General features: G+C 58.7%; 16 protein-coding genes, 1 other RNA gene and 1 pseudogene. 3 read left to right on the top strand and 15 right to left on the bottom strand.

Going from position 1 to position 18,353, the window contains the following annotated elements; genetic code table 11:
• Nucleotides 1-110: 110 nt before the first annotated feature.
• Together GIW69_RS26285 and GIW69_RS26280 are read right to left on the bottom strand one after the other, a co-directional pair.
• Nucleotides 111-824, bottom strand: coding sequence for a methyl-accepting chemotaxis protein (locus GIW69_RS26285; protein WP_496570883.1), 714 nt, complete (start codon nucleotides 822-824; stop codon nucleotides 111-113).
• Between the two features lie 144 nt (nucleotides 825-968).
• Nucleotides 969-1,895: pseudogene (locus GIW69_RS26280) on the bottom strand (methyl-accepting chemotaxis protein); the annotation flags it as partial.
• 434 nt (nucleotides 1,896-2,329) lie between these two features.
• On the opposite strand from GIW69_RS26280, the gene pmrG reads away from it, so the two are divergent.
• Both pmrG and GIW69_RS01555 read left to right on the top strand, forming a co-directional pair.
• Nucleotides 2,330-3,001 (top strand): lipopolysaccharide core heptose(II)-phosphate phosphatase PmrG, encoded by a 672-nt coding sequence (pmrG, locus tag GIW69_RS01560; protein ID WP_236480377.1) that lies wholly within the window; start codon nucleotides 2,330-2,332, stop codon nucleotides 2,999-3,001.
• Complete coding sequence (locus GIW69_RS01555; protein WP_236480376.1) at nucleotides 2,998-3,819, top strand: phosphatase PAP2 family protein; 822 nt, start codon at nucleotides 2,998-3,000, stop codon at nucleotides 3,817-3,819. The genes pmrG and GIW69_RS01555 overlap by 4 nt, the downstream gene beginning before the upstream one ends.
• Before the next feature lie 641 nt (nucleotides 3,820-4,460).
• On the opposite strand, the gene GIW69_RS01550 is transcribed toward GIW69_RS01555, so the two are convergent.
• The 13 genes from GIW69_RS01550 to GIW69_RS01495 all read right to left on the bottom strand — a co-directional run bounded on the left by GIW69_RS01550 (nucleotide 4,461) and on the right by GIW69_RS01495 (nucleotide 17,254).
• The gene (locus GIW69_RS01550; protein ID WP_496570878.1) at nucleotides 4,461-5,297 is read right to left on the bottom strand and encodes an IS3 family transposase; all 837 of its coding nucleotides are present in this window, start codon (nucleotides 5,295-5,297) and stop codon (nucleotides 4,461-4,463) included.
• Nucleotides 5,294-5,596: a transposase gene (locus tag GIW69_RS26275; protein WP_496570877.1), complete on the bottom strand. Its 303-nt coding sequence runs from the start codon at nucleotides 5,594-5,596 to the stop codon at nucleotides 5,294-5,296. The genes GIW69_RS01550 and GIW69_RS26275 overlap by 4 nt, the downstream gene beginning before the upstream one ends.
• Nucleotides 5,597-5,759: 163 nt before the next feature.
• Nucleotides 5,760-6,353: a GNAT family N-acetyltransferase gene (locus GIW69_RS01545; RefSeq protein ID WP_236480375.1), complete on the bottom strand. Its 594-nt coding sequence runs from the start codon at nucleotides 6,351-6,353 to the stop codon at nucleotides 5,760-5,762.
• Nucleotides 6,354-6,600: 247 nt separating this feature from the next.
• The gene (locus GIW69_RS01540) at nucleotides 6,601-6,960 is read right to left on the bottom strand and encodes a DUF6124 family protein (RefSeq protein WP_236480374.1); all 360 of its coding nucleotides are present in this window, start codon (nucleotides 6,958-6,960) and stop codon (nucleotides 6,601-6,603) included.
• A 159-nt stretch (nucleotides 6,961-7,119) separates the two neighbouring features.
• The gene (locus GIW69_RS01535) at nucleotides 7,120-8,181 is read right to left on the bottom strand and encodes a TonB-dependent siderophore receptor (RefSeq protein ID WP_496570876.1); all 1,062 of its coding nucleotides are present in this window, start codon (nucleotides 8,179-8,181) and stop codon (nucleotides 7,120-7,122) included.
• 111 nt (nucleotides 8,182-8,292) lie between these two features.
• Nucleotides 8,293-8,681, bottom strand: a transfer-messenger RNA (tmRNA) gene (gene ssrA / locus GIW69_RS01530).
• 96 nt (nucleotides 8,682-8,777) lie between these two features.
• The gene (locus tag GIW69_RS01525; protein ID WP_236480373.1) at nucleotides 8,778-9,062 is read right to left on the bottom strand and encodes a PA2433 domain-containing protein; all 285 of its coding nucleotides are present in this window, start codon (nucleotides 9,060-9,062) and stop codon (nucleotides 8,778-8,780) included.
• Nucleotides 9,063-9,246: 184 nt separating this feature from the next.
• Nucleotides 9,247-9,528 (bottom strand): PA2433 domain-containing protein, encoded by a 282-nt coding sequence (locus GIW69_RS01520; protein WP_236480372.1) that lies wholly within the window; start codon nucleotides 9,526-9,528, stop codon nucleotides 9,247-9,249.
• A gap of 134 nt (nucleotides 9,529-9,662) precedes the next feature.
• The gene (locus tag GIW69_RS01515; protein WP_236480371.1) at nucleotides 9,663-12,470 is read right to left on the bottom strand and encodes an FAD-binding and (Fe-S)-binding domain-containing protein; all 2,808 of its coding nucleotides are present in this window, start codon (nucleotides 12,468-12,470) and stop codon (nucleotides 9,663-9,665) included.
• Nucleotides 12,467-13,138: a lactate utilization protein gene (locus GIW69_RS01510; protein ID WP_236480370.1), complete on the bottom strand. Its 672-nt coding sequence runs from the start codon at nucleotides 13,136-13,138 to the stop codon at nucleotides 12,467-12,469. Before GIW69_RS01510 ends, GIW69_RS01515 begins: the two co-directional genes overlap by 4 nt.
• Nucleotides 13,138-14,592: a LutB/LldF family L-lactate oxidation iron-sulfur protein gene (locus tag GIW69_RS01505; protein WP_236480369.1), complete on the bottom strand. Its 1,455-nt coding sequence runs from the start codon at nucleotides 14,590-14,592 to the stop codon at nucleotides 13,138-13,140. Before GIW69_RS01505 ends, GIW69_RS01510 begins: the two co-directional genes overlap by 1 nt.
• Nucleotides 14,589-15,413: a (Fe-S)-binding protein gene (locus tag GIW69_RS01500; RefSeq protein WP_236480368.1), complete on the bottom strand. Its 825-nt coding sequence runs from the start codon at nucleotides 15,411-15,413 to the stop codon at nucleotides 14,589-14,591. Before GIW69_RS01500 ends, GIW69_RS01505 begins: the two co-directional genes overlap by 4 nt.
• 146 nt (nucleotides 15,414-15,559) lie before the next feature.
• Complete coding sequence (locus tag GIW69_RS01495) at nucleotides 15,560-17,254, bottom strand: lactate permease LctP family transporter (RefSeq protein ID WP_236480367.1); 1,695 nt, start codon at nucleotides 17,252-17,254, stop codon at nucleotides 15,560-15,562.
• Between the two features lie 263 nt (nucleotides 17,255-17,517).
• Here GIW69_RS01495 and GIW69_RS01490 point away from each other — a divergent pair, with 263 nt between their 5' ends.
• The gene (locus GIW69_RS01490) at nucleotides 17,518-18,285 is read left to right on the top strand and encodes an FCD domain-containing protein (RefSeq protein WP_236480366.1); all 768 of its coding nucleotides are present in this window, start codon (nucleotides 17,518-17,520) and stop codon (nucleotides 18,283-18,285) included.
• The last annotated feature ends 68 nt before the right edge of the window (nucleotides 18,286-18,353 follow it).

Here is an 18,353-nt window from a genome sequence, read left to right as displayed (position 1 = left end):
CGCGAGGTGTCTTTAAACGCGCATTGCGGATGGCGTTTAATCGAGGGTGCCATTGAGGGCGAATCGCGAGCCGGCTGCTCGCGATTTTCCGATTCAGCGCGGACTGAAGATCACACGCGGAAGTGCGAAACCATCATCTGCAACTGATTGCCCAACCGCGCCAGTTCGACACTCGACGCTGCGGTTTCTTCACTCGCCGCAGCGGTCTGTTCCGAGACATCGCGCACGTTGATGATGCTGCGGCTGATCTCTTCGGCGACAGCGCTTTGCTGCTCGGCAGCGGCGGCGATCTGCTGGTTCATCGACTGGATGTTCGACACCGTGCGGGTGATGTTTTCCAGGGACGAGCCGGCCTTGCGGGTCAGGGTCACGCTGCTGTCGGTCAGGGCGCGGCTGTTGTTCATCACGGCCGACACTTGTTGCGTGCCGTTTTGCAGCGCGGCAACCAGACCTTCGATTTCTTCGGTGGATTTCTGCGTGCGCTGGGCCAGGCCACGGACTTCGTCGGCCACCACGGCAAACCCGCGACCGGCTTCGCCGGCACGGGCCGCTTCGATGGCGGCGTTGAGCGCGAGCAGGTTGGTCTGTTCGGCCACGGCTTTGATCACGTCCATGACGCTGCCGATCTTGTCGCTTTCCTGTTGCAGCACGCTCATGGCTTCGGTGGAACGCACCACTTCAGTGGCCAGACGTTCGATCTGGGCAATCGCTTCGTTGACCACTTTGTCGCCTTCACGGGCTTCGCCGTCAGCGGCGGCGGCCGCTTGCGAGGCTTCTTCGGCGTTGCGCGCGACTTCCTGCACGGTGGCGGTCATCTCGTGCATGGCGGTGGCGACCTGATCGGTCTCGACTTTCTGGCTGTTCACGCCGGCGCTGGTCTGCTCGGTGACGGCGGACAGTTCTTCGGCGGCGCTGGCGATCTGGGTGACGCCATCGCGGATGCCGCTGATCAAATCACGCAGGGTCACGCCCATGCGCGCAATGCCTTGTTGCAATACGCCAAGTTCATCGCGGCGGGTGACTTTGACGTCCTGGGACAGGTCGCCGCTGGCGATGCGTTCGACCACGGCCAACGTGTCGCGCAACGGGCCGGTGATCTGACGGGTGATGATCACGGCGGCAATCACGCCCACCAGCAGGGCCAGCAACGTGCTGATCAACTGGAAGGTGCGCGCCTGGGCGCTTTCGGCGTCGCGGCGGTCGAGCTGGATCTGATACAGCTGCTCGCTCAGGGACACGATGGTGTTGCCCTGGTCGGTCATTTCCTTGCGCGCCTGCACCGCTTCGGCCGTGGAGCGCTTGAACGCCAGCACGCTGCTGCGATAGCTGGTCAGTGCGGTTTCCAACTGACGCAGGGCGTCCTGTTGGGAGTCGGCGAAATACGCGTTCAGTTGTTTCAGGCTGGCGATCGACGCATCGAGTTGATCGGCGACTTTCTTTTCGGTGTCGGCGTTGGCACTGGCGACATAGCCACGCACTTCATAGCGCGCGAGGATGAATGCCTCCTTCGCGGCGGTGATGGCCTGATACTGCTCGAAACGCTGGTCGCTCAACGGCATTTGCTGGACGCTGGTATTGATGGCCTCGATCAACGCGTTGGCGGTGGCTGCGTCGGCGGTCATGGCATCGCGGGCGGTGGTGCCGTTGCGGTACGCGTTGCGCATCTTGTTCAGTGACACTTGATACTCGGTGAGAAGCTTCGCCTGCTCTTTGAGCAGTTTTAGATTTTCCGGGCTCTTGAACTTGGCAATGACCGCATCTTGTTGCGCGGTAAATTTCTCAAGGGTGGTCTGCACATTCTGCGCGGCGGTTTCGTCGCCGTTGGTCAGCATGTATTGCAGGCGCACCACACGCAGTTTAGTCAGGCCGGAATTGAGCTGGGTGATGTCGCTCATCCAGTTGCTGCGGTCAATCAATCCGCCCAGGCTCGTCCAGCCGGTGAGGGCCAGGACGCAGGTCAGTGCCAGGACGAGGCCGAATCCCAGGCCCAGTTTCAGGTTCACGCTGATGTTGCCGAACCAGCTATTCATCACAATTCCTCCAGGAATGTTGTGTTACTTGATCGTTGTCGCATGGCTGGAAGATTGTTGTTTTTTGAGCCAGCAGGTGGGTAGCAGACCTTTATCGGCCGCAAACCCGAGAGCTGAAAGTTTTTGTCGGACGAAACCTGCGTGCGCGTCGAATCCGGTCATTCAGCAAGTGTGCTTAAGGATTTGCCTCACAAACGCTCAAGACTTTTTTCACATGAGCTTCACTCCCTGCCCACGCCCTCGTCTTTACCCTCGCCGCATCGAATGACAAGTGATGCATGCCGGTGAGGCGGCCTGATGTGGAATTGAGACTGAGCCTGTTCGGCATAAAGCGCTCCATTGATCTGAGCGGTTTGGCCCGTTATCGAAATACCCTGGTGGTGCTCGCGGTGTCGGCGCTGGTGATCCCGTTGACCCTGTGGCTGCTGGCGCCAGCGGCGGTGCCCGACCTGGCCCACGGCAATGTGGCCGGGGCGCAAGCGTTGGCGAATGGCTGGGCGAAGGGCGACATGATCGTGCTGGTGCGCCATGTCGAGCGCTGCGATCACTCGACAGCGGCGTGCCTGAGCGGTGACGATGGCATCACCGACCGCTCGCGCAGCGTCGCCGTGAATGTCGGCGCGCAGTACGAGCAGTTGGGCCTCGCTCACACCGACATCTACAACAGCCCGATGGTGCGCACCGCGCAGACAGCCTCTTATATGTTCAACAAAGTCACCACCGGCGACGACTGGCTGATCAGCTGCAAGGGCCGCATGTTGCAGGACGCCCTCGCGCACAAGGTGCCGGGGCGCAATCTGATTCTGGTGACCCACAGCGAGTGCATGGCGCAACTGGAAAAAGACCTCAAGGTGCCCGCCTCGACGCTGGGCTACGGCGCTTCATTGTTTATCTCGGCGGCCACTCCGGCAGCCCCGCAAATGCTCGGCTTCATCGAAGCCTCTGACTGGCGCACGGTGACGACCCGATGAATACCCGTTTTTACGCTTACAACTTCGGCATCCCGCTGATCTGTGCGGCGCTGATTTTTCTGATGTTCGACATGACGCGCATCGACATCGCGTTCAGCAATCTGTCGTTCGATCCGGTGGCGCAGATTTTCCCGCTCGACAAGGTGCACCTGTTCGAAAAAATCACCCACAAGTGGGCGCGGATCATTCCGAACTGGACGGCGGAAATCGCCCTGATCGGCGCGATGCTGTCGTTCGTCGGGCCGCTGTTAACGCGCTATCAGTCGCCACGGCTGGGCGGTTTGTTGCAGCGCGGGCGAATCACGCCGGTGCTGCGCTTCGCCGCCGATCATCGTCGGGATTTTCTGTTTGTGGTGTTTGCGTTCGCGATCTGTACGGGCGTGATTCATTTCCTCAAGTCCCACACCAGCGTGTATTGCCCGATTGAGACCACGCTCTACGGCGGCCAGATGCCGCACATCGAGTGGTACAAGAATTTTCAGTTGTTCCATGAGGCGGGCGAGGGCCGTTGCTGGCCGGGTGGTCATGCGTCCGGTGGCTTCACCATGCTGGCGCTGTACTTCGTCGCGATCCGTCACCGCTGGCGCTTTGCCAAAGCCGTGATGTACGGATCGTTGCTGCTCGGTTTCATCTACGGCACTACGCGCGTCCTGCAGGGTTGGCACTACATGTCCCACACGTTTTGGGCGGCGATCTTCGTGTGGTTTGCCTGTTTGCTGACGGCGCTGGCGTTTTACGGACGGGCAAGACTGGAACAACCGGCGCGGCAAACAATCGCAGCGCCGGTGGTGACGGCTCAGTCCGAAGCGGTGCTCTGACGATCGCGAGCAGGTCTCAAGGCATCCGTTGTGATCTGCGCATCCACCCACATTTCTGTAGGAGCCGAGCTTGCTCGCGAAGGCGGAGTGTCAGCCAGTGATGTTTCGACAGACAGAACGCCTTCGCGGGCAAGCTCGGCTCCTACCGGTTTATCGCGTTGCACGGATTTCACCGGTCCACGCAAATCTCTGTGGGAGCGAGCCTGCTCGCGAAGGCGCAGTGTCAGCCAGAGGTGTGGTGACTGACGGAACGCTTTCGCGGGCAAGCCCGACTCCTACAGGTTTATCGCGTTGCACGGATTTCACCAGCCCACGCAAATCTCTGTGGGAGCGAGCCTGCTCGCGAAGGCGCAGTGTCAGCCAGAGGTGTGGTGACTGACGGAACGCTTTCGCGGGCAAGCCCGGCTCCTACAGGTTTATCGCGTTGCACGGATTTCACCAGTCCACGCAAATCTCTGTGGGAGCGAGCCTGCTCGCGAAGGCGCAGTGTCAGCCAGAGGTGTGGTGACTGACGGAACGCTTTCGCGGGCAAGCCCGGCTCCTACGGATTTATCGCGTTGCACAGATTTCACCAGTCCACGCAAATCTCTGTGGGAGCGAGCCTGAACTTGTCAAGTAATTTTGGACACCTGTTAAGGTTTTCACGCTGCCAGTTTCTCCATGGCTACTGGCGCCCGGTAGTCGTTGTAGCTATGGAGCCTGACGTTGTTGTATCGCATCACATAGCGCTGCACATCCACACGGGCTTCATGCTCCGAGCTGTAGCCGCCTTCTGGAACCCACTCTGATTTCAGGCTGCCAAAGAAACGCTCCATCGGGGCGTTGTCCCAGCACTCACCCTTACGACTCATGCTTTGCAGGAGTCCATGTTTGCGCATCTCATTCCTGAATTTGTGGCTGGTGTATTGGCAACCTTGATCAGAATGAAACAGCACCTCTTTTGGACGGCCCCGCAATTGAACCGCCATGCGCAACGCTTCGCAGGTCAGCGTGGCATCGGAAATCATCGAGAATGACCACCCTACGATCCGGCGAGCAAACAGATCCAGCACCGCCGCAAAGTACATCCAACGCCTGCCGACCTTGATGTACGTGACATCGCCGCACCACACCTGGTTGATCGCAGTGACATCAAACTTGCGTTTGAGCACATGCGGCGCCACCAGCGCTTCCACGCCGGAAGATTTGTACTTGTGCCGACGCCGCTGACGACTGGCAACACCGGCTTCGCGCATCAAACTGCGAGCCATATGCCGCCCGACACGATGTCCCTTCGCTTGCAGCTCCTTGGAAAGGGTGCGAGACCCAGCAGAGGCTCTGGATTCCTTGTGATGCTCGACCAGCACGGCTTTAAGTTTCTCCCGCTCAGGTTTCACCTTGCCTTGGCGCTGCCGCCAAGCGTAAAAGCTGCTGCGGTTGACTCCAAACGCCCGACAGCAATTGTTAACGCCGTATTGCTCGTCCAGCTCACTGATCAACGAAAATGATCTTTGGAGTCCAAAAGCAGGAGAGCACTGGCCTTTTTTAAGATTTCGATGTCCAGGTCTTTTTGCCTGAGCAACGCTTTGAGCTGCTGAATCTCACGCTGGTCGGCGGTAATCGCCTTAGCCCCCTGCGGGGTGGTGCCCAAACGCTCTTGGCGAACCTGATCGACCCAACGGCGCAATGCGGTGGGGCCAATATCCAGACTCGCGCAGACTTCGGAAACTGACTGGTCTTCGTCCAGCACCAAGCTGGCAGCCTTGAGCTTGAACTCTCGGGAATAAGATTTACGCATATCCAAACACCTCAGATTTGGGCGCCATCATAACGCCCGATTGAAGTGTCCAAAATCATTAGGCCAGTTCAGCCTGCTCGCGAATGCGGAGTGTCAGCCAAAGGTGTGGTGACTGACGGAACGCTTTCGCGAGCAGGCTCGCTCCTACAGGTATACGTCGGGGTTATTTGGTTTTTAAGGGCTGGGACCAACGTTTTTCCGGGTGCTCGAAGGTTGTGTTGATCAACGACGTCAGCACATGATCCTGCCAGCGTCCGGCGATGTTGAGATAGGCCTTGGCGTAGCCCTCGCGCTCGAAGCCCAGACTTTCCAGCAGGCGCTCGCTGCGTTCGTTGCCCGGGATGTAATTGGCCATGATCCGGTGCAGATTCTGCACGTCGAACATGTAGCTGATCCCGACTTCAAGGGCTTGTCGCATCAAGCCTTGGCCCTGATGCTCGACATCGATGTTATAACCCAGATAACACGCCTGAAACGCCCCGCGAATGATGCCGCTGAAGTTGCAGGCGCCGATCATCTTTTTGCCGTCCGGCGTCAGGATCGCAAAATGCACCGCCAGTGAAGCCTCGAAGGCGCTGGCCTGAATCGACAGGCGTCGGGCGATCTGCTCGGTGCTGAAATACTCGGTTGTGCGGATCGGCGACCACGGCGCCAAGTGACGCTGGTTGCGCTGGTAGAAAGCGCTTTCCAGGTTTGCTTCCTCAGAGCTGAGGACAGCCAGGGTCAGGCGTTCGCCGGGCAAAGTGAAAATCGGCATGGGGCGCTCCTGCGCGAGGATCTGCGGGCAGGTTCGCGCAGTTGGCCGGGGCAGGGCAAGGACGGTGTGGCGGTTACTCGGATTTCAGGCAAAAAAAAGCCCGCGGGAGAGCGGGCGAACCGTAGTTTCTTGAATGAGCACGCAGACTCTACAGGTTTGGTTAAGCCGGGGCAGTGAAGAAAAATTCATGTCTGCCCATCGCTTTTTTGACCGGTTATTCGCGATCAACCTGTTGGGGTTGCGCTCCTCAATGGACAACGGCAGGTGCGGCCAAAGCAGGGGGTTGAGTCGGATCGAGGCTCTCCAACGCACGGCTAATGAGCATTTCTGCGAGCACCGTCAATTGATGAATTGCCAGCGCTTTCTTGCGCGAATCACCTTCCAACTCTTCGGCAAAGCGCTCGCAGATGCAGTTGAGGGACGTGAGGTTATCCCGGGCATTGGCCAGCAGCACGGGTGTTTCGATGTCAGGTCGACCCCGGATTATCTGTTTGAGCGGGGGCTTGGCGCGGGGCCTGGAAGGGCGCCGAGGCAACGGCACAGGTTCAGTGGTTTGCGGCAAGGTTTGCAGCAGTTCATCAAGCAAAATCTGGCTGTTCTTTTTCACACCATGGCTCCCTGTCGAAGTGCAGCGAAACAACGAGGCTATAGGTCTGCTAGAGGGAGTACCAGTTCATGAAAGCCGACGCGTTTCGCGGGAAATTTCCTAGGACGAGAAAACCCGCACTGGGCGGGTTTCCTTTGGATGGCCCGCGATTGATCGGTATCAGTATTTCCACGTCACCGAAGCGGTCAGGTTGCGCGGCGCGCCGTAGTTGGTCGAACCGGCCGCTTGATACAGCGACAGCAGGTATTTCTGGTCGGTGACGTTGTTCATGTTCAGCGACGTGCTCCAGTGCTCGTCGAAGTCGTAGCTGGCCATCAGATCCACCAACGCATAGGCGCTCTGTTGCACGCGGCTGTTGGTGTCGACCTGGGTCGAACTCTGCCATTGCACGCGAGTGCCGATTCGGGCCTGTGGCAGGCTCGGCAAGCGATACGTCGCGCTGCCGCGCACGCTATGAGTCGGTACGTATTGGCGCGCCTTGTCGCCATCGTTGTCCTCGATGCGCACGTAGGTGTAACCGCCGGAAACTTCGAAGCCGGGGAAGGCTTCGCCGGAGGCTTCCAGTTCTACCCCTTTGCTTTTGTAATCCACGCCTTGATACACGTACTGGCCGCCGACGATTTCCCCGGTGGCTTGCGCGACGTTTTGTTGCTCGGTCTTGAACACGGCAGCGGTGACGGTCAGGCGTTCGTCGAGCAGCCGGCCCTTGACGCCGACCTCCATGCTTTTGCCTTCCAGCGGTTCGATCACCCCGCCGGCCGTGCTTCTGAAGTACTGCGGTTTGAAGATTTCCGTCCAGCTGGTATAGACGCTCCATTGCGGATTGAGGTCGTAAACCAGGCCGGTGTAAGGCGTGACTTTGCCGTGTACCCTCGTGTCGTGGGGCGAGCCGTAACCTATGCCGTCACCGTCGGCGCTGAGCATGCGTGCGCCAGCGATCCAGTGCAGGTCATCGGTCAGGCTGAAGCGCGCCCCGGCGAACAGGCTTTTCTGGCGATCGGTGAAAAGCTGCGTGTTGAGCTCGTCGGTGTAGTTCATCTCCGGCTCTACCACCGCGCCGGCGAGGACGTCGTCGAGATCAGCAATCTGGTAGCCGGCGGAAGTGCGATAGTGGCCGCGTTCGGTGTGATGCAAGCGACCGTAGTTGGCGCCCAGCGTCAGTTGGTGTTCACGCCCGAACAGGTTGAACGGCCCGGATAATTGCGCCTCGCCCGTTACCAAAACGCCTGGAACTCTAAATGCCTCTGCGGAAGCCAATGGCCCTGAAGCCCGTGATTTCACTGGATTTCAGGCACAAAAAAAGACGTCCGTGGACGTCTTTAGATGTTGAAGTGGTGGAGCCGGGGGGATTTGAACCCCCGTCCGCCAGTACTCCGCTGTCGGTACTACATGCGTAGCCGTGTCTATTAAGTTAACCCTCAGCGACCCGACGGGCAGGGTGCTTTGGGCGAGTTGTGTAAGTTTTAGCCGATTCGTCCACAACGTACTGCACGGCGATTCTGTTCTATATGACAATCATTTCGGGTTTACAGACATCCCCTGATGATTGCTGGACCCGAAGGTACCAGGAGCATTGTCAGCTGCAATTAAGCAGCGAGAGCAACACCGTATTGGTCGTCATTGGCAACTATAAGAAGTTGCAACAGTGGATTTACGAGTTCTGTTACCAACTCGGCATGCACCTAAAGTTTCGCGACCGGCGTCGAATCCTAAACGGCCCCGAACTCATTGCTCCGTACATCTGTTGGGGCAACAAGCACGTGTAGTGTACGGCAAATGGCGTGGGAAGGCCAACCCGCAGGTTGGCCTTCGTCGTATCAGTTACGTGTCGGATCGCGAATCTGCATTTTCGTGAGCATGCTATTGGTGATTTCAACACAAGCCTTGTCATCCCCCGCCGCCTGAGCCGCCATGCCTTTTTCGTGAGCTTGTTTGACGTTATTCAACGAGGTTTCCGGAATGGAAGGCTGGCTGGTGATGAAGTCCTTTATGAGTTGAAGATTCCCGTTGCACAAGTCTTTGGGAGGTTTTTCCGCCGCAAAGACCGGCGACGCCAGAAGTGCACCAGCGATGAACAATCCAGCAATTGCAGAATGCTTCATGGGTTTCTCCTTGAACGGTGGGCCTCGGTGCTGCCGGACTGGCGGCGATGCCGAGTTCTTAACAGGCCGCGTTAGTATAGGACCTGTTCTGTCGACCGCGAGCGAACGCAGGAATTCGCTTCTTTTTCACACCGGGCATTAAAAAGCCGTTTTATCTAACTCGTAACGATAAGGCGGATTCTGGTTACTTTTTGGTATCAGCCGTCGAGTTCTGGATGTCCAGAAGGGTTTGCTGGGTCTGCGCCACGCATTCATCGATCATGCCTCTGTTTTTAAGATCCTGGGCTTTTTGCACGCTGGCCGAGACGCGCGCATTCAGATCCGGCGACGTCTGATATTGCGTCTTGGCGTTGTTGATTCGCTGAATGCTGGCTTCGCACAGGTCGGCTGGCTTGCTATCGGCAAACGAAGTGGAGGCCATCATCGAGGCAGTGACACACAGACCTAGCAATAAAAAACGCTTCATTTGTATCTCCTTGAACTGAGGAATCCAGACTTCGCTGACCGACACATTGGGTCACCGAAAGAAGGAACAGCCTCGATGGTTCGAGGCTTGTTCGGTGGACTGCGGTCTCGCTCAAGGGTTCTAATTTTTCTTCGTCATGCCTTAGCCCGGGTGACTCGATCCACCAGATAAACCAACCCGTGATAATCAATACCGCCGTGCTGGGTCAGGCCGATTTCACAAGTGCGGCTGGTGGAAATTCCTTCACTGCAATGCTGCACCGCGTCCTTGAGCGTGCGCAGGGAATGGCGGTTCAACTCGGGCGTGGTGAAGCCCTTGTCGCCGGCAAATCCGCAGCAATGAATGCCCTCCGGAATCACCACGTGGTTGCTGCATTTGCGCGCGAGATCAATCAGCGCCTGACTCTCGCCCAGATGCTGCGTGCTGCAGGTGACATGCACGGCAATCGGCGTTTCCTGCGGCGTGAAGTCCAGACGATCAAGCAAGTGAGTACGAATGAAACGCACCGGGTCGTACAGATCCAGTCGAACATCACCGACATCCTCGACCAGCCGCAATGTGCAAGGGCTGGTGTCGCAATAGATCGGATCGAGCCCGCCGCGACTGGCATGGAGCAGCGCGCCGATCAGTTCCTGACGTTTGTGTTCGCCCTGTTCGGCGTAACCTTTTGAGGCGAACGGCTGGCCGCAGCATAGGCTGTCCTGATTCTCCGGAAAGACCACTTGGTAACCAGCCTTTTCCAGCAAACCTCGGGTTTTGTCGTACAGCGACATTTGCTCGTCATCACCCGCCGCCGGGCCCATCACCCGCGACACACACGCAGCCAGATACACCACGCGCGGGCGCTCATCCGACACCGGAGGACTGAAGCGAATGGCCTTCTCCGGTTGTGGCATGGCGCTCGTCCACTGCGGCACCTGGCCTTTGGATAAACGGGTCAATGTTGCCGAAAGTCTTGCCAGACGCGGCGCGCCCAACATCATCCGTGCACCGTTGGCCACGTGCAGGGTGAATCGTGCACCTTGCAGGGCTGTGGCGAAATTTCCTTCCAGCCAGTTGGCGGTTTTCGTGTGTGTGGCGTGTTGCCCGCGAAGCTTTTTCACCAGCTCCCCGGTATTGATTCCTACGGGGCAACGCTGTGCGCACAACCCGGTCGCGGCGCAGGTTTCGATGCCCTGATATTCGTAAGCTTTTTCCAGTTCCGCCGTGTCGATGCCGGCGCGTTTTCTCGCCTGGATATCACGCCAGATCACAATGCGCTGGCGCGGGCTCAAGGTCAGTCCCTTCGACGGGCAGACCGGCTCACAAAAGCCGCACTCGATGCACTTGTCGACGATCTCGTCGGCCGCCGGCAATGGCTTGAGGTGCTTGAGATGAATCTGCGGGTCCTCACTGAGCACCACGTCCGGGTTGAGGATGCCGTTGGGATCGAGCAGGCGTTTGAGTTGCCACATCAACTGATAAGCGTCGCTGCCCCATTCCAGTTCAACGAATGGCGCCATGTTGCGCCCGGTGCCGTGTTCGGCTTTTAGCGAGCCGCCAAACTCCACGGCGACCAATTGCGCCACGTCATCCATGAACGCTTGATAGCGTGCGACTTCTTCCGGGCTGTTGAAGCCTTGGGTGAAGACGAAGTGCAGATTGCCTTCCAGCGCATGTCCGAAGAGGATTGCCTCGTCGTAGGAATGTTTGTCGAACAACTCGATCAAGCGGTTCACGCCGACCGCCAGTTGCTCGACCGGGAAGGTCACGTCTTCGATGATCACCGTGGTGCCGGTTTTACGCACAGCACCGACGGCGGGGAAGGTGTCCTTGCGGATCGCCCAGAGGCGGGCGTTTTCCAAGGGGTCTTCTGTGAAATCGACCTGTTTCTCGACCGGGAAGCCGTTGAGCGACGCCATGATTTGCGCCAGTTGTTCCTGTAGCAAAGTGGACGAAGCGGCGCGGGATTCGATCAGCAGCGCGCAGGCATTATTCGACAGATGCTGTACGAAAGCTGGCATACCGGGTTTGTCCTGCACCGAGCGCAGGCTGCGTCGATCCAGCAACTCAACGGCGGACACAGGCTGGCTTTTCAGCACCGTCACCGCGTTGCAGCAAGTCTCCACATCCGGAAACACAATCAGTGCCGACGCTTTGTTCGGGTGATCGATGACGGTGTCGTACGTCACCGCGCTGATGAAGCCGAGGGTGCCTTCGGAGCCGACCAGTAAATGACTCAAGATATCCACAGGCTCGTCGAAATCCACCAGCGCGTTTAGCGACAGGCCGGTGGTGTTTTTCAGACGGTATTTGTGGCGAATTCTTGCCGCCAGTTCGGCATTGGCGCGGGTCTCGCGGCCCAATGTCGCCAGGCGCTCCAGCAAGTCGCCGTGACTGGCGCTGAACGCAGCGACACTGGTGGCGTCTTCGGTATCGAGGCGTGTGCCATCGGCCAAAACCAGGCGAATGCCGGCGAGTGTGTGATAGGTATTCTGCGCCGTGCCGCAGCACATGCCGCTGGCGTTGTTGGCGACGATGCCGCCGATTTTGCAGGCATTGATCGACGCCGGATCCGGGCCGATCTTGCGCCCGAACGGTGCGAGCCACGCGTTGGCCTGAGCGCCGATTACACCCGGTTGCAGGCGAATTTGCGTGCCTTGGCCGCGAATCTCGCGAGCGTTCCAGTTATCCCCCAGTACGATCAGCACCGAATCGCTGATCGCCTGGCCGGACAGGCTGGTGCCGGCGGCACGGAAGGTCACGGGAACATGATCGCGCTGGGCCAGTTTCAGCAGCGCTACAACCTCATCTTCGGATTCGACGCGGATCACCAGTTGCGGAATCAGCCGATAGAAACTGGCGTCAGTGCCGAAGGCAAGGGTCGATAAATAATCGTCGAAGCGCCGCTCTTGCGGGATCAGACTTTGCGCATCACGCAGGAAAGTCGCCGGTAACGTCATTGGTCCTCCAGGATCAACACCACCAGGTCTTTCGGGCCGTGTGCGCCGTAAGCCAGCACTTGCTCGATGTCAGCGGTTTTCGACGGGCCCGACACCAGTAAAGCGTTGGTCGGCATCCCTTGAGCCCACTGAAATTCCTGCTGCACCTGATAAAAGTTGTCGCGGATTTCGCTGGCCTTGAGCAGCGCGAAATGCACCGGCGGCACCAGGCTCATCAGTCGCGGTTCTTCGCGGGTCGGCCACAGAATCAGGCTGCCGGTAGCGGCAATGGCGCCGAGCGTGCCGGTGATGCTGGCCGGGGTGTCGTTGAACAACTCGGCTTTCCATTCTTCCATCGGCCGGTCGTAGGATTTCAGCGTTGGCAGCTCGGGATTGTTCGCCCAGTGCTGTGTGATGCGTTGTCCATGAGCCGTGGTTGGTGCGATCAACAGGCTGGGTAACTGGCGGTCGCGCAGCAATTGTGCCAACAGCGCCGGCCAACCTTCATCGGACGTCAGGTGGATTTCCGTGTGCACCGCTTCCATCAGTTTGCGCAGTTGTGGGATGCGTTGTTCGGCGTCGTAGGTGTAAGGCTGCGTCACCAGATCGACATCAAAATCGTCGGCCACTGGCGTGGTCCCCGTCAGACTTTTGCGCAATTTGCCGAGTATATTTTGCTTGGCGCTCATCAGCGATCTCCCTGTTTGGCCAGATGCTCGCGGGCCATGTCATGCAGTGAGCGGGCAGCGGGTTTCGGTGCGCTGTGGTTTTGCGTCCAGGGGCCGATTTTGCTGGGTGCCAGCGCACGCAGGCGCGTGGCGAAGAAGCCGAACAGTCGATACAGCGTTGGCGAGCTGTTGAGCTTCGCCCAGGCATTCCAGATAAACCGTTCCTTGCGCGAATATTTGCTGCCCTGACCCCGCATCACCTGATGTGGCGAGTCCGGCGCTTTGACGTTTTCTTCGCGCAGTCGCCGCAGGATGGCCGGGATAGGAATTTTTACCGGACACACTTCACCGCAGGCGCCGCACAACGACGACGCGCTCGGGTGATCCGGCACTTTCGCCAGGCCGACCATATGCGGCGTGATGATTTTTCCGATAGGCCCCGGGTAAACCTCCCCATAGGTGTGACCACCAATTCGGGTGTAGACCGGGCAATGATTCATACAGGCGCCACAGCGAATGCAATTCAGTGTCTGGCGCAATTCGCTGTCGGCAAAAGCCTGGCTGCGACCGTTGTCGAGCAGCACCAGATGCACTTCTTGCGGGCCGTCGAGTTCATGTTCCTTGCGCGGCCCGGAGATCATGTTGACGTAGGTGGTAATCGGGATGCCCAGCGCCGAGCGGGTCAATAACGACAAAAGCGGCACCACGTCGCGCAAATTTTCCACGACTTTTTCGATGCCGGTCACGGCGATGTGCACGGGCGGCACTGTCGTCGTCATGCGGCCGTTGCCTTCGTTTTCCACCAGCAGCAAAGTGCCGGTCTCGGCCACGGCGAAGTTGACGCCGGAGACGCCGATGTCCGCTTCGAAGAATTTCTGCCGCAGGACTCTGCGACCGATCTGAATGAGTTGGTCAACGTCCTTGGTGTATTCCACGCCAAGTTTGTCGTGGAACAAGGACGCGACCTGACCAGCATTCTTGTGGATCGCCGGCATAATGATGTGTGAAGGCTTTTCGTGGTCGAGCTGGACGATGTATTCCCCCATGTCGGACTCCAGACATTCAATGTCTTGAGCCTCGAGGAAATGGTTCATTTCCATCTCTTCGCTGACCATCGATTTGCCCTTGATCACTTGCCGCGCCTCGTGAGCGCGGATGATCGAGAGGACGATGCCATTGGCCTCGTCCACCGTTTCCGCCCAGTGCACTGTCACACCGTTGCGGGTCAGGTTCTGTTCCAGTTGCTCGAGCAGATCGGGCAACTTGGAGAGCGCGCGGGCACGGATCGCATTGCCCTGCGTGCGTAAATCCTCTCTTTCGAGGGCATCGCTAAAAGCCGCTGCCCGCTTGGTCATCAGTGAATCCATCGCCGTGCGGAAGTTGTTCCGCAACTGCTGATCACCCAAGGCATTGTGCGCCCGGGTGCGGAAGTCTTCTTCTACGGCGACCGTAGGAATAATCGTCGAGGTGCTCATTTCGCACCTACGGTTCGTTGCCACAGGAAACTGGCCAGGTGTTGGCCGCGCAACGCTTCCTTCTGTTTTTCCAGCGAGCCGTTGATGTTCATCAAGCAGCCGCAGTCGGCACTGAGTACCTGATGCGCACCGGATTCCTTCAACGACCGGGTCTTGTCGGCCACCATCGCGCCGGAAATGTCTGGCATTCGGACGCTGAATGTCCCACCGAAGCCACAGCATTCGCTTTCGTGATCGTGATTGACTCGTTCCACGTTGCTCAATTGCGCCAACAACTCGCGGCCGTGCAGGTGGGTGTTCATTTCTCGACGTGCCGAACACGAGGTGTGCAGCGCGACTTTCACCGGAGCGCCGCTGTCCTTGAGCTGCACTTTGCAGACGAACAACAGAAACTCGGCCAATTCATAAGTGCGTGCCGCGAGGGCCTGCACCTGTTTCAACGTTTGTGGCTCGTCCTTGAACAGGTCGGCGTAGTGCTCGCGCAACATGCCGGCACAGGAACCCGATGGCACGACGACCGGATAATCACCGGCAAACAGCGCCAGTTGAGCGCGCGCCACCGTCCGCGCCTGCTCGGTGTAACCCGAGGTGTAGGCCGGTTGTCCACAGCAACTCTGTCCTTGCGGGAAGTCGACCCGGATGCCTTCGCGCTCCAGCAAGTGGATCGCGTCCATCCCGGCTTCGGGGTAGAACAGGTCGACCACGCATGTACCGAAGAGGTAAACCCGCGACGGTTTCTCGCTGGGGTATTGCCGAGGTTCGGGCAGTGGCGGTGCGACGCGGGTGGCGTTCGGCACAGCGTTGTAAAAAAGCTCGCTCATCAGGCGTGTCTCTCGGCCGGTTATCCGTCCGCTGAGGCTGCTGAATATAGAGACGCTGGCTTTCAGCAGCCTTGCAGACCGGGTTGTGAATTGCTGACGCCGGCATCACGAACCGGCGTCGGTTATTTCGATGTTTCTTGTAGGTTTTAGTGCACCAGCATGCCAGTGAGCCAGTAGGCCTGGGCCAGCGTGATCAAACCGACAATCGTTGCAAAGAATAGGCTGTGCTTGAGGGTGAAGCGGAACAGATCCGATTCCTTCCCGACCAGACCGGTCGCAGCGCAAGCCACAGCGATCGATTGTGGCGAGATCATTTTGCCGGTCACGCCGCCGCTGGTGTTGGCTGCGACCAGCAAGGTGTCGTTGACGCCGATCTGGTGGGCGGTGGTCGCTTGCAGCGAACTGAACAGGGCGTTGGACGAGGTATCGGAGCCGGTCAGGAACACGCCCAGCCAGCCGAGGAAAGGCGAGAAGAACGGGAACGCCGCGCCGGTTCCGGCCAGCACCAGGGCCATGGTCGATGACATACCGGAATAATTGGTGACGAAGGCAAACGCCAGCACCATGCCGATCGACAGAATCGGCCAGCGCAATTCGTAGATGGTCTCTTTGAATGTGGTCAGACCAATTTTGAAATTGATCTTGAGCACAAGCATCGAAATCAGCGCCGAAAAGAAGATCGCCGTGCCGGTCGCGGAGATCGGATCAAGCTTGAACACGGCCGGAATGGCGGTGGGCGCCGCAACGATCGGTGCGGTTTTGATGACCAATTGATCCAGATGCGGTATCGCGAAGTTGAACACCCAGGCGTACATCGAGCCGCCGGCGGCGAACATCGCCTTAAATGGCTTGAGCGTCCAGATCGTCACCAGCACGGTGAGGATCAGGAACGGTGACCAGGCCTTGAAAATTTCCCCGAGGCTGTAAGGCGACGCCACCGTTGTGCGCTTCTGGCCGAAACCGCCGACGCTGGCGCTGACCACTGAAGCCGCAACAGCGCCGACAATGTGCTGGCCGGCGGCGCGTTTTGGCTGCCAGATTTTCAGGAACAGGGTCAGGGAGATCAGGCTGGCCAGGGCCGAGGTGATGTCCGGCAGTTCCGGGCCGATGAAGTTCGACGTGAAGTACTGGGTCACGGCAAAGCTCAAACCGGCCACCAGCGCTGCCGGCCATGTTTCACGGACGCCGCGCAGGCCATCCATCATGAACACCAGCCAAAACGGGACGAACAGCGACAGCAGCGGCAGTTGACGGCCGGTCATCGCACCGATTTTGAAGGCGTCGATGCCAGTGACCTGTCCGGCGACGATGATCGGAATCCCCAGTGCACCGAAGGCAACCGGCGCGGTGTTGGCGATCAGGCATAGGCCGGCGGCGTACAGCGGATTGAATCCGAGGCCGACGAGCAGTGCCGCGGTGATCGCCACTGGCGCACCGAAACCGGCCGCACCTTCGAGGAACGCGCCGAAGCAGAAGCCAATCAGCAGCACTTGCAGGCGTTGGTCGTCAGTGATCGACAGCACCGAGCTGCGGATCACTTCGAACTGACCACTCTTGACGGTCAGTTTGTAGAGGAACACCGCCGCGACAATGATCCAGGCGATCGGCCACAAACCGTAGGCGAAGCCGTACCCGGCAGCGGCGAACGCCATGTCGACCGGCATCTGGAACGCGAAAATAGCGACGAGAATGGCCAGCGCCAGCGTAATGCTGCCGGCCACGTGGCCCTTGAGCCGAAACACCGCCAGGGCGAGGAAGAAAAACACGATGGGAATGACGGCCGCGAGCGCGGATAAACCGAGACTGCCGAGCGGGCTGTAGAGCTGTTGCCAGGTTTGCATAGTGGGGTGGCCCCTAATTGTTGTTGGTCAGGCACTGTCAGCGTTCTTGGCTAATTGGTAATACCAATTTACAATCGCTGTTCGCTAGGGTAAAAGCCTTGGTATCGGTGTGTCAATTTGTCGCCCTAAAACTTTTGTCGAATGCGTAGTGCAAAGCGCGTTCGATCCGCTTTGGCGAGCGTTGCCTGAACAGGTGCCGCCAGGGCGCCGATAGGCCAGAATAGAGAGCCCGGCGAGCGGTCGGGCTCGTGGAGAATTGAGTAATGGGGTTTGATCAGATCCGTCAGCGCCGTTTGTCTGACGATATTGTCGAGCGACTTGAGGGGATGATCCTCGAAGGCACGCTAAAGTCTGGTGAGCGCTTGCCCGCCGAGCGCACGTTGGCTGAGCAATTCGGCGTTTCGCGTCCATCGTTGCGCGAGGCGATTCAGAAACTGGCGGCCAAGGGGTTGCTGGTCAGCCGTCAGGGGGGCGGCAACTATGTTGTGGAAACCCTGGGCTCGACGTTCAGTGATCCGCTGTTGCATTTGCTTGAGAGCAACCCGGAAGCTCAGCGGGATCTGCTGGAGTTTCGGCACACTTTGGAAGCTTCGTGCGCCTATTACGCTGCATTGCGCGCCACTGATGTGGATCGCGAGCGGCTGACGGCGGCATTCGACGAGCTACAGGATTGTTACTCGCGGCATGACGAAGTGAGTCGGGCGGAAGAGGGCGCGGCGGATGCGAAATTTCATCTGGCCATCGCTGAAGCCAGCCATAACGCGGTGTTGCTGCACACCATTCGCGGGCTGTTCGATTTGCTTAAGCGCAACGTGGTGACCAACATTGGCGGCATGTACAAGCAGCGCACGGAAACCCGCGACATGTTGATTACCCAGCATCGGGAGTTGTATCAGGCAATCATTGAAGGTCGCGCGGAACAGGCGCGAGAAGTGTCGAGTCGACACATTTTGTATGTGCAGGAAGTGTTGGAAGAGGTGCGGCAGGAAGTTCAGCGCATGGCCCGGGCGGAACGGCGCAAGGGGATGTGATCAGTTGTTTCTGCGTTGATGCAGCAATAGCTTTCGCGAGCAGACTCGCTTCCACATCTGACTGCAGT

It is taken from the genome of Pseudomonas syringae (assembly GCF_021605415.1).
Lineage (GTDB): Bacteria > Pseudomonadota > Gammaproteobacteria > Pseudomonadales > Pseudomonadaceae > Aquipseudomonas > Aquipseudomonas syringae_S.
This window is presented reverse-complemented; position numbering and strand designations above follow the sequence as displayed.